Source organism: Streptomyces sp. AM 2-1-1 (assembly GCF_029167645.1).
Taxonomy (GTDB): Bacteria; Actinomycetota; Actinomycetes; order Streptomycetales; family Streptomycetaceae; genus Streptomyces.
Window position 1 is genome coordinate 4,318,477 of sequence record NZ_CP119147.1, and the last position, 14,448, is coordinate 4,332,924.

Here is a 14,448-nt window from a genome sequence, read left to right on the forward strand (position 1 = left end):
GCACTCACGTGGCTGCCACCGACGTCCGCCCGAAGATCACGCTGGCCTGCGTGGAGTGCAAGGAGCGGAACTACATCACCAAGAAGAACCGGCGTAACAACCCGGACCGTCTTGAGATGAAGAAGCACTGCCCGCGCTGCAACTCGCACACCGCGCACCGCGAAACGCGCTGAAACAGGCTCGTACACGAGGCCGTCCCCACTGGGGGCGGCCTCGTGTCGTTGTACGGGGCCGTGGTTCGCTTCCACCGGCCCCTTTTTCTCTTTCATCAGGAGGTAGCGCGCTCATGGCGCTCGACCAGTCCTTCGTGGGGCGGACCTATCCGCCCACCCCGGCGTACGAGGTCGGCCGGGAGAAGATCCGCGAGTTCGCCGAGGCGGTGGGCGACGCCCATCCGGCGTACGTCGACGCGGAGGCCGCCCGTGCGCTCGGTCACCCCGACGTGATCGCGCCGCCGACCTTTGTCTTCTCCATCACGTTCAAGGCCGCCGGGCAGGTCATCGAGGACCCGCAGCTGGGGCTGGACTACAGCCGGGTCGTGCACGGTGACCAGAAGTTCTCCTACACGCGTCCCGTGCGTGCGGGGGACCGGCTGACGGTCACCTCGACGATCGAGCGGATCAAGTCGATGGCAGGGAACGACATCCTGGACATCCGTGGCGAGGTCCACGACGAGGCCGGCGGACACGTCGTGACGGCCTGGACGAAGCTGGTGGCGCGCGCCGCCGAGGAGGCGTGATGACGGCGAAGGTCGCTTACGAGTCGGTCGAGGTCGGTACGGAGCTGCCGTCCCGCTCCTTCCCGGTCACCCGGGCCTCGCTGGTGCGGTACGCGGGCGCGTCCGGCGACTTCAACCCGATCCACTGGAACGAGAAGTTCGCGGTCGAGGTCGGACTGCCGGACGTCATCGCGCACGGCATGTTCACCATGGCCGAGGCGGTCCGGGTGGTCACGGACTGGGCCGGCGACCCGGGTGCGGTCGTCGAGTACGGCGTCCGCTTCACCAAGCCGGTCGTCGTGCCGAACGACGACAAGGGCGCGCTGATCGAGGTCAGCGGCAAGGTCGCCGCCAAGCTGGACGACCACCTGGTCCGCGTCGACCTGGTCGCCCTCTGCGACGGTCAGAAGGTGCTGGGCATGTCCCGCGCCGTGGTCCGCCTCGCCTGAGGACCTCGCCGTACGGTCCGTGGCCCCGCCCGAGCGGTGGGGGCGCGGACCGTACTCTTGACCCGTGCAGGTACTCCACGACGCTCCCCTCGCCCCCCTGACCACCTTCCGCCTCGGCGGTCCGGCCACCCGGCTCGTCACCGCGACGAGTGACGCCGAGGTGATCGCCACCGTCCGCGAGGCCGACGGGGCGGGCACCCCGCTCCTGGTCATCGGCGGCGGGTCGAACCTGGTCATCGGAGACAAGGGCTTCGACGGGACCGCCCTGCGCATCGCGACCACCGGCTTCGAGCTCGCCGGTACCCGCCTCGAACTCGCGGCCGGCGAGGTCTGGAGCGACGCCGTCGCCCGTACCGTCGGGGCGGGGCTCGCCGGCATCGAGTGCCTCGCCGGGATCCCCGGCTCCGCCGGTGCCACGCCGATCCAGAACGTGGGGGCGTACGGCCAGGAGGTTTCCGCCACCATCAGCGAGGTCGTCGCCTACGACCGGCGCTCCGGCGAGACGGTCACCCTCTCCAACGCCGCGTGCGGGTTCTCCTACCGCCACAGCACCTTCAAGCAGCACCCCGACCGGTACGTCGTCCTGCGCGTCCGCTTCGCCCTCGAGGACGCCGACGGCCTCTCCGCACCCGTGAAGTACCCGGAGACCGCACGCGCCCTCGGGGTCGAGGCCGGCGACCGGGTCCCGGCCGCCACCGTCCGGGAGACGGTCCTCGCCCTCCGCGCCGGCAAGGGCATGGTGCTGGACCCCGCGGACCACGACACCTGGTCCGCCGGCTCCTTCTTCACCAACCCGGTGCTCGACGAGCGGGAGTACGCCGACTTCCTGGCCCGCGCCGAAGAGCGCCTGGGCCCGGACACCACCCCGCCCGCCTACCCGGCGGGAGACGGGCGGACCAAGACCTCGGCGGCCTGGCTGATCGACAAGGCCGGTTTCACCAAGGGGTACGGCAGCGGCCCCGCCCGCATCTCCACCAAGCACACCCTCGCCCTCACCAACCGGGGCGAGGCCACCACCGAGGACCTGCTCGCCCTCGCCCGCGAGGTCGTGGCCGGGGTCCGCGAGGCGTTCGGAGTGACCCTCGTCAACGAGCCGGTGACGGTCGGCGTCAGCCTCTGAGCGCCTCGGCGTCCCGGCGCCCGGGCCCTCGGGCTCAGCTCCTCGGCTCGCCCGCCTCAGGCCCCGGGCCGGCCAGCCAGCCGTCGATCCCGTCCAGCAGCCTGCGACGTACGTCCTCCGGGGCCACCGAGCCGCGCACCGACTGCCGGGCCAGCTCCGCCAACTCCTCGTCGGTGAAGGCGTGGTGCTCGCGCACCAGGTCGTACTGGGCCGCCAGCCGGGCACCGAAGAGCAGCGGGTCGTCCGCGCCGAGCGCCATCGGCACCCCCGCCTCGAACAGCGTCCGCAGCGGCACGTCGCCGGGCTTCTCGTAGACGCCGAGCGCCACGTTGGACGCCGGGCAGACCTCGCAGGTGATCCCGCGCTCGGCCAGCCTGCGCATCAGCCGCGGGTCCTCCGCCGCCCGCACCCCGTGGCCGATCCGGTACGCGTCCAGGTCGTCCAGGCAGTCGCGGACGCTGGACGGGCCGGCCAGCTCGCCGCCGTGCGGGGCCGCGATCAGCCCGCCCTCCCGGGCGATGGCGAACGCGCGGTCGAAGTCCCGGGCCATGCCCCGGCGTTCGTCGTTGGAGAGGCCGAACCCGATGACCCCCCGGTCCGCGTACCGCACGGCCAGCCGGGCCAGCGTGCGGGCGTCCAGCGGGTGTTTCATCCGGTTCGCCGCGATCACCACGCGTATCCCCAGCCCGGTGTCCCGGGAGGCGCTGTCCACGGCGTCCAGGATGATCTCGATCGCCGGGATCAGCCCGCCGAGCAGCGGGGCGTACGAGGTGGGGTCCACCTGGATCTCCAGCCAGCCCGAACCGTCCGCGACGTCCTCCTGCGCGGTCTCCCGCACCAGACGCCGGATGTCCTCGGGCTCCCGGAGGCAGGACCGGGCGATGTCGTAGAGCCGCTGGAAACGGAACCAGCCGCGCTCGTCGGTCGCCCGCAGTTCGGGAGGTTCACCGCCGGTGAGGGCCTCGGGCAGGCGCACGCCGTACTTGTCGGCGAGTTCGAGCAGGGTGGTGGGCCGCATCGACCCGGTGAAGTGCAGGTGCAGGTGGGCTTTGGGCAACAGACGTACATCACGCTCCATTGGAAGATCCTGCCGCACACGCGGCCCGGAGCGGAAGTCGCTTCTCCTTTCGGGGTGGGGGGCGAACAAAGAAGCGCCCCCGGCCCGGGACATGGAGTCCGCGGGCCGGGGGCAGCTTCCCCGGTTCGGGGTGGGGTCAGTCGCGCGCTTCCGCCAGCAGCTTCTGGATCCGCGAGACGCCCTCGACCAGGTCGTCGTCGCCCAGCGCGTACGACAGGCGCAGGTAGCCCGGGGTGCCGAAGGCCTCGCCCGGGACGACGGCGACCTCGGCCTCGTCCAGGATGAGCGCCGCCAGCTCGACCGAGGTGGCCGGGCGCGTGCCCCGGATCTCCTTGCCGAGCAGGCCCTTCACCGAGGGGTACGCGTAGAAAGCGCCCTCGGGCTCCGGGCAGAGGACGCCGTCGATCTCGTTCAGCATCCGCACGATCGTCTTCCGCCGGCGGTCGAAGGCGGTCCGCATCTCGGCGACCGCGTCCAGCGGCCCCGAGACGGCGGCGAGCGCGGCGACCTGGGCGACGTTGGAGACGTTGGAGGTGGCGTGCGACTGGAGGTTGGTCGCCGCCTTGACGATGTCCTTCGGGCCGACGATCCAGCCCACCCGCCACCCCGTCATCGCGTACGTCTTGGCGACGCCGTTGACGACGATGCACTTGTCGCGCAGCTCCGGCAGGAGGGCCGGGAGCGAGGTGAACGTCGCGTCGCCGTAGACGAGGTGCTCGTAGATCTCGTCGGTCAGTACCCACAGTCCGTGCTCGACGGCCCAGCGGCCGATCGCCTCGGCCTCGGCCTCGCCGTAGACCGCGCCGGTCGGGTTCGACGGCGAGACGAAGAGCACGACCTTGGTCCGCTCGGTGCGGGCGGCCTCCAACTGCTCGACCGTGACCTTGTACCCGGTGGTCTCGTCGGCGACGACGTCCACCGGGACCCCGCCCGCCAGCCGGATCGACTCCGGGTAGGTGGTCCAGTACGGAGCGGGCACGATGACCTCGTCGCCCGGGTCGAGGACCGCGGCGAAGGCCTCGTAGATGGCCTGCTTGCCGCCGTTGGTCACCAGGATCTGCGAGATGTCCACCGCGTACCCGGAGTCGCGCAGGGTCTTCTCGGCGATCGCGGCCTTGAGCTCCGGCAGCCCGCCCGCGGGGGTGTAGCGGTGGTACTGGGGGGTGCGGCACGCTTCCACCGCGGCTTCGACGACGTAGTCGGGCGTCGGGAAGTCGGGCTCACCGGCGCCGAACCCGATCACCGGACGGCCGGCGGCCTTGAGGGCCTTCGCCTTGGCGTCGACGGCGAGGGTGGCGGACTCGGAGATCGCACCGACGCGGGCGGAGACGCGGCGGTCGGACGGAGAAGTTGCAGAGCTCATGCCCCCATTGTGGCTGACCTCCACGGGCCCCGGCGCGGGTGTTCCAGCGGGCGGACGGGGCTCCACGCACCCTCGTACCGGCCCTGGCCAGGACCGGAACGGAAGACCGGCGGCCCTCCTGGACACCCCCGTGGACCCCCGTCCGGACGGCCCTCTCCCGATCTGTTCGACGCGGGGCCCATGAACACGTACACTCACCTGTCGTTGGCCTTCACCAGCCGCACCGAAATGACTTCCTGCTCACCAGGAGACATGCGGTAGGTTGGGGAAACCACAAAGGGTCGTAGCTCAATTGGTAGAGCACTGGTCTCCAAAACCAGCGGTTGGGGGTTCAAGTCCCTCCGGCCCTGCTACACACTCCTTCGCCGGGATGTGTGCGCATGTACGTACTTCATTGCACAGCCGTGCGCGGCTCCAACGGGCGCGGCACGGACACGACCCGGAATCAGGTGAGTAGCGTGACGGACGCCGTGGGCTCCATCGACATGCCTGATGCTGAGGATGAAGCGCCCGAGTCCAAGAAGACTCGGAAGGGCGGCAAGCGCGGCAAGAAGGGCCCCTTCGGCCGTCTCGCGCTCTTCTACCGTCAGATCATCGCCGAGCTGCGCAAGGTCGTCTGGCCCACGCGCAAGCAGCTGAGCACGTACACCACCGTGGTGATTGTGTTCGTGGTCGTCATGATTGGTCTGGTTACCGTGATTGACTTCGGATTCCAGCGGGTCATCAAGTACGTCTTCGGCTGATCCCGCGGAGGGCGCCTCACCGGCGCCCCTTTCGCATGTTCCACCCATTTGTATCCAGGAAGAAGCAGCCATCGTGTCTGACCCGAACCTGAACGACGCCGCCGAGTCCGGGACGGACGCCTTCGAGTCCGCCGAGGACCAGCACGACATCGTTGAGGCCTCGGAGTCCGGTTCCTCCGAGGCCTCGGACCAGGTCGAGACCGCTGACGAGTCCGCCGAGGCTGCTGACGAGCCCGCCGCGCAGTCCGAGGACACCGACGGGACGCCCGCCGACGAGTCCGGTGAGGACGCCACGGAGTCCGACGACGACACCGAGTCCGACGACGCCGAGTCCGACGAAGAGGCCGCTCCCGTCGACCCCGTCGCCGCGCTGCGCGAGGAACTCCGCACCCTCCCCGGCGAGTGGTACGTCATCCACACGTACGCCGGGTACGAGAAGCGCGTGAAGGCCAACCTGGAGCAGCGCGCCGTCTCGCTCAACGTCGAGGAGTTCGTCTACCAGGCGGAAGTCCCCGAGGAAGAGATCGTCCAGATCAAGAACGGCGAGCGCAAGAACGTCCGCCAGAACAAGCTCCCCGGTTACGTCCTGGTGCGCATGGACCTGACGAACGAGTCCTGGGGCGTCGTCCGCAACACGCCCGGCGTCACCGGCTTCGTGGGCAACGCCTACGACCCGTATCCGCTGACCCTGGACGAGATCGTCAAGATGCTCGCCCCCGAGGCCGAGGAGAAGGCGGCCCGCGAGGCCGCCGAGGCCGCGGGCAAGCCGGCTCCGGCCCGCAAGGTCGAGGTCCAGGTGCTCGACTTCGAGGTCGGCGACTCGGTCACCGTCACCGACGGCCCGTTCGCGACGCTGCAGGCGACGATCAACGAGATCAACGCCGACTCGAAGAAGGTCAAGGGCCTCGTCGAGATCTTCGGCCGTGAGACCCCGGTCGAGCTCAGCTTCGACCAGATCCAGAAGAACTGACGGCTTTCGCCTCCTTCTGGGCACATGCTTACCAAGCAGGTCAGACGGGCTTCGCAGCCGGTCTGACCTGCTTGGTTTTTGGTCGCGCAGCTATACCCGTTATCGTTGTGCGGTATGCCTCCGTCCGGATGACCGGACTGGCGGCGAAACACTCTCACTAGGACCCGGAGAGAGCAATGCCTCCCAAGAAGAAGAAGATCACGGGGCTCATCAAGCTCCAGATCAACGCCGGTGCGGCCAACCCGGCCCCGCCGGTCGGCCCCGCACTGGGTCAGCACGGCGTCAACATCATGGAGTTCTGCAAGGCCTACAACGCCGCGACCGAGTCGCAGCGTGGCATGGTCGTGCCGGTGGAGATCACGGTCTACGACGACCGCTCCTTCACCTTCATCACCAAGACTCCGCCGGCCGCCAAGCTGATCCTCAAGGCCGCTGGTGTGGACAAGGGCTCCGGCGAGCCGCACAAGACGAAGGTCGCCAAGCTGACGGCTGCCCAGGTCCGCGAGATCGCCACGACGAAGCTCCCCGACCTGAACGCCAACGACCTCGACGCCGCGTCGAAGATCATCGCTGGCACCGCCCGTTCCATGGGCATCACGGTCGAAGGCTGAGTCCAGCCCCCACGGCCCCCAGTGGTAGGACCAGGCGCTGGTCCGCACCACGACTCCACACTCTGAACACACAGGAGCAGCAGTGAAGCGCAGCAAGAACCTCCGCGCTGCGGACGCGAAGATCGACCGGGAGCGCCTCTACGCCCCGCTCGAGGCCGTCCGTCTCGCCAAGGAGACCGCGTCCACCAAGTTCGACGGCACCGTCGAGGTCGCCTTCCGCCTGGGCGTCGACCCTCGCAAGGCCGACCAGATGGTCCGTGGCACCGTGAACCTCCCGCACGGCACCGGCAAGACCGCCCGGGTCCTGGTCTTCGCGACCGGTGACCGTGCTGCGGCCGCGGAAGCCGCGGGCGCCGACATCGTCGGCTCCGACGAGCTCATCGACGAGGTCGCCAAGGGCCGCCTGGACTTCGACGCCGTCGTCGCCACCCCGGACCTCATGGGCAAGGTCGGCCGCCTCGGCCGCGTGCTCGGTCCGCGTGGTCTGATGCCGAACCCGAAGACCGGCACCGTCACGCCCGACGTCGTCAAGGCTGTCAACGACATCAAGGGCGGCAAGATCGAGTTCCGCGTCGACAAGCACTCGAACCTGCACTTCATCATCGGCAAGGTCTCCTTCGACGAGACGAAGCTGGTCGAGAACTACGCCGCCGCGCTGGACGAGATCCTCCGTCTGAAGCCGTCGGCTGCCAAGGGCCGCTACATCAAGAAGGCCGCGCTGGCCACCACGATGGGCCCCGGCATCCCGCTGGACCAGAACCGCACCCGCAACCTCCTCGTCGAGGAGGACCCGGCCTCCCTCTGAGCCCCCGCGCTCACCGGACAGCCGCGTCACGCGTGTGGATGGGCCCTGCAACCTTCTGGTTGCGGGGCCCGTCCTCGTATCCGGGGCCGGTTCGTACGGAACGGGCCGCGCCGGTTGCTGTCAGCCCCCTGTGCGAGGGTGGGGCGACAGTTCGTTCGAGGGTGGGGTTCAGGGATGAAGAGCAGGACACTGCGGCGCGTGTGCGTGTCGGCCGTGACGGTGGCGGCGCTGTCTTCGGTGGCGGCGTGCGGGGGATCGGGCGGGACGAGCGGCTCCGGCAAGAACGGCGACGGGAGCCCGGCCGCGGCCGCGGTCGCCCTGTCTCCCGTCGCCGCGCTCAAGAAGGTGCAGACGAAGAGCGGCAGCGTCCACTCCGCCAAGGTGGAGAGCACCATGGTCATGGGCACCACCATGTCGATGACGATGTCGGGGGCCATGGACTGGTCGGACGGCATGACGGGCGACGTCAGCATCACGTACACCGGCGGCACCATGGGCGAGGCCATGGCGAAGATGGGCGGCGACGGCACCATGCGGGCGCTGTACCTCAAGGACGCCTACTACATGAACATGGGTGACGCCTTCGCGTCCGCCCTCGGGGGCAAGCACTGGCTCCGGTACGCCTACGCCGATCTCGCCGCCCTCACCGGCGCATCCGGCGACGCGGCGCAGAACCAGATCAAGAACAGCACCCCCCAGGAGGGCGTGAAGGCCCTCCTGGCGTCGGGTGACGTGAAGAAGGTCGGTGAGGAGAACATCCGCTCCGTCGCCACCACGCACTACTCCGGCGTCGTCGACGTGGCCGCCCTGACCGCACGGAGCGGCGGCCTCGACGCCGCTCAGCTCCAGGAGCTCAAGGAGCAACTGGACGCGGCCGGTGTGAAGACGGAGAGGGTCGACGTGTGGGTCGACGAGGACGACCTGCTCGTCAAGAAGACCGAGCGGGGAGAGAGCGCCGCCGGCGCGATCGACTCCACCATCTTCTACAGCGATTACGGCACCCCGGTGAGCGTGCGGGCACCCGCTCCCGGGGACACGGCCGACTTCAAGGAGATCGCCGGGCAGGCCGCGAAGACCGCTTCCTGACCCCGTTCGACGCCTTCCATGGCCCGTGGGGCGCGGGTGCAAACCTCCCGCACCCCACGGATCGCGGACGGATTTGCCCCGCGCGGTCCCGGTCGCGTACGCTCCTGAAGAAGCCAAAGACCGCTGGTCGTCGGTGTGCCTTCGTCAGAAGGAGCATCGACCGAAGGTTCCGTACGGACGGACGACCTGCGCAGGTGACTGTGGAACGCTCCCGGACTCGTGCCGGTCGAGCTGCGCCCTGGCACCTGTGCTGGGGCGTTTCGTCTTTCCCGGCCCCTTCTGAGCGGTCCTCATCACCCGGAAGGAGGCCGACGCTCATGGCAAGGCCCGACAAGGCTGCCGCGGTAGCCGAGCTCGCGGAGCAGTTCCGCAGCTCGAACGCCGCCGTGCTGACCGAGTACCGGGGTCTCACCGTGGCCCAGCTCAAGCAGCTGCGCCGTTCGCTCGGTGAGAACGCCCAGTACGCCGTGGTGAAGAACACGCTGACCAAGATCGCGGCCAACGAGGCCGGGATCGACACGCTGGACGACCTGTTCGCAGGTCCGACGGCGGTTGCCTTCGTCACCGGTGACCCGGTGGAGTCGGCGAAGGGTCTTCGTGACTTCGCCAAGGACAACCCCAACCTCATCATCAAGGGCGGTGTCCTTGACGGTAAGGCGCTGTCCGCCGATGAGTTCAAGAAGCTCGCGGACCTCGAGTCCCGCGAGGTTCTGCTCGCCAAGCTGGCAGGTGCCATGAAGGGCAAGCAGTCGCAGACTGCCGCACTCTTCCAGGCGCTCCCCTCGAAGTTCATCCGCACCGCGGAAGCGCTTCGTGCCAAGAAGGAAGAGCAGGGCGGTGCCGGTACGCCGGCGCCCGCCGAGGCTGCCGAGTAACCACTCAGCGGTCCAGCGGGCCCTTCGTACGCCCGCCTACATATACATCCGGCACCTGCCGACTTAGTGGAAGGACGCCATCATGGCGAAGCTGTCCCAGGACGAGCTGCTCGCGCAGTTCGAGACCCTGACCCTCATCGAGCTCTCCGAGTTCGTCAAGGCGTTCGAGGAGAAGTTCGACGTCACGGCCGCCGCCCCGGTCGCCGCTGCCGCCGCCGGTGGCGCTGCCGCCGTCGAGGCCGTCGAGGAGCAGGACGAGTTCGACGTCATCCTCACGGGTGCCGGCGAGAAGAAGATCCAGGTCATCAAGGTCGTGCGTGAGCTGACCTCCCTCGGCCTGAAGGAGGCCAAGGACCTCGTCGACGGCGCCCCGAAGCCCGTCCTCGAGAAGGTCGCCAAGGAGGCCGCGGACAAGGCTGCCGAGTCCCTCAAGGCCGCCGGCGCGTCCGTCGAGGTCAAGTGACTTCACGAGTCTTCTGACTCACCCGTGACGAACCTGCCGTGAGGCGGGTCCGTCGCGAACGCGAAGGGCGATCACCCGACCGGGTGGTCGCCCTTCGGCGTACCCGGGTCGACCGCCTTGCTCTTCCGCCCGCGGGGAGTAGGGTGATCATCGCCGTACGCCTCCTGAGGGCGTCGGTGAGGGCCCAGCAGCCGCCGAGGCGGCTGCTGGGAGCGCACGTGGGCCGGGGGGCCTTGACGAACCGCACGCGGCGCGCAATTCTCAGGACGCGTCTTCATCTCGGTCCGCCTGCGAGGCATGGATCGGGAACGGAGCGGGAAGTAAAGAAGCGCGCGGCACACGCCGTGCGAGGGCTGAAAAGGTGTTGAGAACAGCTGTTGACAGCGACGCGGGTCTCTGAGAACCCCGACTGGACATCAGTGTGCCGTTTGGCTACACTGTCCCTTTGCGCTGCCTGTTAGCTGCCTCCTGCCCGTCACCAGGGGCATGTCCACGCTTGAGCATCGACGACAGATTTCCCAGAGCTGGGATTTCCGTCTTCGTGTCGGCATGGGACCGGTACGCGCGTAGTGAGTCCGAGCCCTCGGAAGGACCCCCTCTTGGCCGCCTCGCGCAACGCCTCGACCGCGAATACGAACCACGGTGCCAGCACCGCCCCGCTGCGCATCTCCTTTGCAAAGATCAAGGAGCCCCTCGAGGTTCCGAACCTCCTCGCGCTGCAGACCGAGAGCTTTGACTGGCTCCTCGGCAACGCCGCCTGGAAGGCTCGCGTCGAGGCTGCTCTGGACAGTGGACAAGACGTCCCCACCAAGTCCGGCCTGGAGGAGATCTTCGAGGAGATCTCGCCGATCGAGGACTTTTCCGGGTCGATGTCGCTCACGTTCCGCGACCACCGATTCGAGCCCCCGAAGAACTCGATCGACGAGTGCAAGGAGCGCGACTTCACCTTCGCCGCCCCGCTCTTCGTCACCGCCGAGTTCACCAACAACGAGACCGGCGAGATCAAGTCGCAGACGGTCTTCATGGGCGACTTCCCGCTCATGACCAACAAGGGCACCTTCGTCATCAACGGCACCGAGCGTGTCGTGGTGTCGCAGCTGGTCCGTTCCCCCGGCGTCTACTTCGATTCCTCGATCGACAAGACGTCCGACAAGGACATCTACTCCGCCAAGATCATCCCCTCCCGGGGTGCCTGGCTGGAGATGGAGATCGACAAGCGCGACATGGTCGGTGTCCGCATCGACCGCAAGCGCAAGCAGTCGGTCACCGTCCTCCTGAAGGCGCTCGGCTGGACCACCGAGCAGATCCTCGAGGAGTTCGGCGAGTACGAGTCGATGCGCGCCACCCTGGAGAAGGACCACACCCAGGGCCAGGACGACGCGCTGCTCGACATCTACCGCAAGCTGCGCCCGGGCGAGCCGCCGACCCGCGAGGCCGCTCAGACGCTGCTCGAGAACCTCTACTTCAACCCGAAACGCTACGACCTCGCGAAGGTCGGCCGCTACAAGGTGAACAAGAAGCTCGGCGCGGACGAGCCGCTCGACGCCGGTGTCCTCACCAGCGACGACATCATCGCCACCATCAAGTACCTGGTGAAGCTGCACGCCGGTGAGCTCGAGACGGTCGGTGAGTCCGGACGTTCGATCGTCGTCGAGACCGACGACATCGACCACTTCGGCAACCGCCGCCTGCGCAACGTCGGCGAGCTCATCCAGAACCAGGTCCGTACGGGTCTCGCCCGTATGGAGCGCGTCGTGCGTGAGCGCATGACGACCCAGGACGTCGAGGCGATCACGCCGCAGACCCTGATCAACATCCGGCCGGTCGTCGCCTCCATCAAGGAGTTCTTCGGCACCAGCCAGCTGTCGCAGTTCATGGACCAGAACAACCCGCTGTCGGGTCTCACCCACAAGCGCCGCCTGTCGGCGCTCGGCCCGGGTGGTCTCTCCCGTGAGCGGGCCGGCTTCGAGGTCCGAGACGTGCACCCGTCCCACTACGGACGCATGTGCCCGATCGAGACCCCTGAAGGCCCGAACATCGGTCTGATCGGTTCGCTCGCCTCGTACGGCCGCGTCAACGCGTTCGGCTTCATCGAGACGCCGTACCGCAAGGTCACCGACGGCCAGGTCACCGACGAGGTCGACTACATCACGGCCGACGAGGAGGACCGCTTCGTCATCGCCCAGGCGAACGCGACCCTCTCCGACGAGCTGCGCTTCACCGAGGCCCGCGTCCTGGTCCGCCGCCGCGGCGGTGAGGTCGACTACGTGCCGCCGGCCGAGGTCGACTACATGGACGTCTCGCCGCGCCAGATGGTGTCCGTCGCCACCGCGATGATCCCGTTCCTGGAGCACGACGACGCCAACCGTGCCCTCATGGGCGCGAACATGATGCGTCAGGCCGTCCCGCTCATCAAGAGCGAGGCGCCGCTCGTCGGCACCGGCATGGAGTACCGCTGCGCCACCGACGCCGGTGACGTGCTGAAGGCCGAGAAGGACGGTGTGGTCCAGGAGGTCTCCGCGGACTACATCACCGTCACGAACGACGACGGCACGTACACCACGTACCGCATCGCCAAGTTCATGCGCTCCAACCAGGGCACCTCGGTCAACCAGAAGGTCGTCGTGTCCGAGGGGGACCGGGTCGTCGCCGACCAGGTGCTCGCCGACGGACCGGCCACCGAGAACGGTGAGATGGCCCTGGGCAAGAACCTGCTCGTGGCGTTCATGCCGTGGGAGGGCCACAACTACGAGGACGCGATCATCCTGTCGCAGCGCCTCGTGCAGGACGACGTCCTCTCCTCGATCCACATCGAGGAGCACGAGGTCGACGCCCGTGACACCAAGCTCGGCCCGGAGGAGATCACCCGGGACATCCCGAACGTCTCCGAAGAGGTCCTCGCCGACCTCGACGAGCGCGGCATCATCCGTATCGGTGCCGAGGTCGTCGCCGGCGACATCCTCGTCGGCAAGGTCACGCCCAAGGGCGAGACCGAGCTGACCCCCGAGGAGCGCCTGCTCCGCGCGATCTTCGGTGAGAAGGCGCGCGAAGTGCGCGACACCTCGCTGAAGGTGCCGCACGGTGAGATCGGCAAGGTCATCGGCGTCCGCGTCTTCGACCGCGAAGAGGGCGACGAGCTGCCGCCGGGCGTGAACCAGCTGGTCCGCGTCTACGTCGCGCAGAAGCGCAAGATCACCGACGGTGACAAGCTCGCCGGCCGTCACGGCAACAAGGGCGTCATCTCGAAGATCCTGCCGATCGAGGACATGCCGTTCCTGGAGGACGGCACCCCGGTCGACATCATCCTCAACCCGCTGGGTGTCCCGTCCCGAATGAACCCGGGACAGGTCCTGGAGATCCACCTCGGCTGGCTCGCCAGCCGCGGCTGGGACGTCTCCGGCCTCGCCGACGACTGGGCCCAGCGGCTCCAGGCCATCGGTGCGGACCAGGTCGCCCCCGGCACCAACGTCGCCACGCCCGTCTTCGACGGTGCGCGCGAGGACGAGATCTCCGGCCTGTTCAACGCCACGATCCCGAACCGCGACGGCGACCGCCTGGTGCAGCCCACCGGAAAGGCCAACCTGTTCGACGGCCGCTCCGGCGAGCCGTTCCCGGAGCCGGTCTCGGTCGGCTACATGTACATCCTCAAGCTGCACCACCTGGTCGACGACAAGCTCCACGCTCGTTCGACCGGCCCGTACTCCATGATCACCCAGCAGCCGCTCGGTGGTAAGGCTCAGTTCGGTGGTCAGCGCTTCGGTGAGATGGAGGTGTGGGCGCTGGAGGCTTATGGCGCCGCGTACGCACTCCAGGAGCTGCTGACGATCAAGTCCGATGACGTGACCGGCCGCGTGAAGGTCTACGAGGCCATCGTCAAGGGCGAGAACATCCCCGAGCCGGGCATCCCCGAGTCCTTCAAGGTGCTCATCAAGGAAATGCAGTCGCTCTGCCTCAACGTGGAGGTGCTGTCCTCGGACGGCATGTCCATCGAGATGCGCGACACGGACGAGGACGTCTTCCGCGCGGCGGAGGAACTCGGTATCGACCTGTCCCGGCGCGAGCCGAGCAGCGTCGAAGAGGTCTGACGGGTAGGCCGGCCGGATCCACGTGATCCGGCCGGCCCTCCCGGGACCCGTTCAGACCATTACTGAAGTGCCCCATCTTTTC

General features: G+C 68.3%; 14 protein-coding genes and 1 tRNA gene. 13 read left to right on the forward strand and 2 right to left on the reverse strand.

The window, feature by feature from the left end; genetic code table 11:
* Window positions 1-8 precede the first annotated feature (8 nt).
* The 4 genes from rpmG (at window position 9) to PZB77_RS18885 (ending at window position 2,287) form a co-directional block, all read left to right on the forward strand.
* Window positions 9-173: a 50S ribosomal protein L33 gene (rpmG, locus tag PZB77_RS18870; protein ID WP_003956487.1), complete on the forward strand. Its 165-nt coding sequence runs from the start codon at window positions 9-11 to the stop codon at window positions 171-173.
* 113 nt (window positions 174-286) lie between these two features.
* Entirely contained in the window at window positions 287-739 is a 453-nt protein-coding gene (locus PZB77_RS18875) for a MaoC family dehydratase N-terminal domain-containing protein (protein WP_275493781.1), read from the forward strand.
* On the forward strand, window positions 739-1,167 hold the full coding sequence (locus tag PZB77_RS18880; RefSeq protein ID WP_275493782.1) for a MaoC family dehydratase: 429 nt from the start codon (window positions 739-741) through the stop codon (window positions 1,165-1,167). Before PZB77_RS18875 ends, PZB77_RS18880 begins: the two co-directional genes overlap by 1 nt.
* A gap of 64 nt (window positions 1,168-1,231) precedes the next feature.
* Window positions 1,232-2,287, forward strand: coding sequence for a UDP-N-acetylmuramate dehydrogenase (locus PZB77_RS18885; RefSeq protein WP_275493783.1), 1,056 nt, complete (start codon window positions 1,232-1,234; stop codon window positions 2,285-2,287).
* 34 nt (window positions 2,288-2,321) lie between these two features.
* On the opposite strand, the gene PZB77_RS18890 is transcribed toward PZB77_RS18885, so the two are convergent.
* Window positions 2,322-3,365, reverse strand: a complete 1,044-nt coding sequence (locus tag PZB77_RS18890; protein ID WP_275493784.1) for an adenosine deaminase — start codon at window positions 3,363-3,365, stop codon at window positions 2,322-2,324.
* Window positions 3,366-3,501: 136 nt separating this feature from the next.
* Entirely contained in the window at window positions 3,502-4,728 is a 1,227-nt protein-coding gene (locus tag PZB77_RS18895; protein WP_275493785.1) for a pyridoxal phosphate-dependent aminotransferase, read from the reverse strand.
* Window positions 4,729-5,005: 277 nt separating this feature from the next.
* Here PZB77_RS18895 and PZB77_RS18900 point away from each other — a divergent pair.
* The 9 genes from PZB77_RS18900 (at window position 5,006) to rpoB (ending at window position 14,366) form a co-directional block, all read left to right on the forward strand.
* Window positions 5,006-5,078: transfer RNA gene (locus PZB77_RS18900), tRNA-Trp, on the forward strand.
* A 108-nt stretch (window positions 5,079-5,186) separates the two neighbouring features.
* Window positions 5,187-5,471 (forward strand): preprotein translocase subunit SecE, encoded by a 285-nt coding sequence (secE, locus tag PZB77_RS18905; RefSeq protein WP_266705301.1) that lies wholly within the window; start codon window positions 5,187-5,189, stop codon window positions 5,469-5,471.
* A 73-nt stretch (window positions 5,472-5,544) separates the two neighbouring features.
* Entirely contained in the window at window positions 5,545-6,441 is an 897-nt protein-coding gene (nusG, locus tag PZB77_RS18910; protein WP_275493786.1) for a transcription termination/antitermination protein NusG, read from the forward strand.
* A 176-nt stretch (window positions 6,442-6,617) separates the two neighbouring features.
* A complete protein-coding gene (rplK, locus tag PZB77_RS18915) occupies window positions 6,618-7,052 on the forward strand; it encodes a 50S ribosomal protein L11 (protein WP_073740413.1) in 435 nt (144 codons plus the stop codon).
* 82 nt (window positions 7,053-7,134) lie between these two features.
* The gene (gene rplA / locus PZB77_RS18920; RefSeq protein WP_275493787.1) at window positions 7,135-7,857 is read left to right on the forward strand and encodes a 50S ribosomal protein L1; all 723 of its coding nucleotides are present in this window, start codon (window positions 7,135-7,137) and stop codon (window positions 7,855-7,857) included.
* Window positions 7,858-8,031: 174 nt separating this feature from the next.
* Window positions 8,032-8,943, forward strand: coding sequence for a hypothetical protein (locus PZB77_RS18925; protein WP_275493788.1), 912 nt, complete (start codon window positions 8,032-8,034; stop codon window positions 8,941-8,943).
* A 317-nt stretch (window positions 8,944-9,260) separates the two neighbouring features.
* Window positions 9,261-9,818 carry a 50S ribosomal protein L10 gene (rplJ, locus tag PZB77_RS18930; RefSeq protein ID WP_275493789.1) on the forward strand — a complete coding sequence of 186 codons (558 nt, stop codon included), beginning with the start codon at window positions 9,261-9,263 and terminating at the stop codon, window positions 9,816-9,818.
* Window positions 9,819-9,900: 82 nt separating this feature from the next.
* Complete coding sequence (gene rplL, locus PZB77_RS18935; protein WP_275493790.1) at window positions 9,901-10,281, forward strand: 50S ribosomal protein L7/L12; 381 nt, start codon at window positions 9,901-9,903, stop codon at window positions 10,279-10,281.
* A gap of 599 nt (window positions 10,282-10,880) precedes the next feature.
* A complete protein-coding gene (gene rpoB, locus PZB77_RS18940; RefSeq protein ID WP_275493792.1) occupies window positions 10,881-14,366 on the forward strand; it encodes a DNA-directed RNA polymerase subunit beta in 3,486 nt (1,161 codons plus the stop codon).
* The last annotated feature ends 82 nt before the right edge of the window (window positions 14,367-14,448 follow it).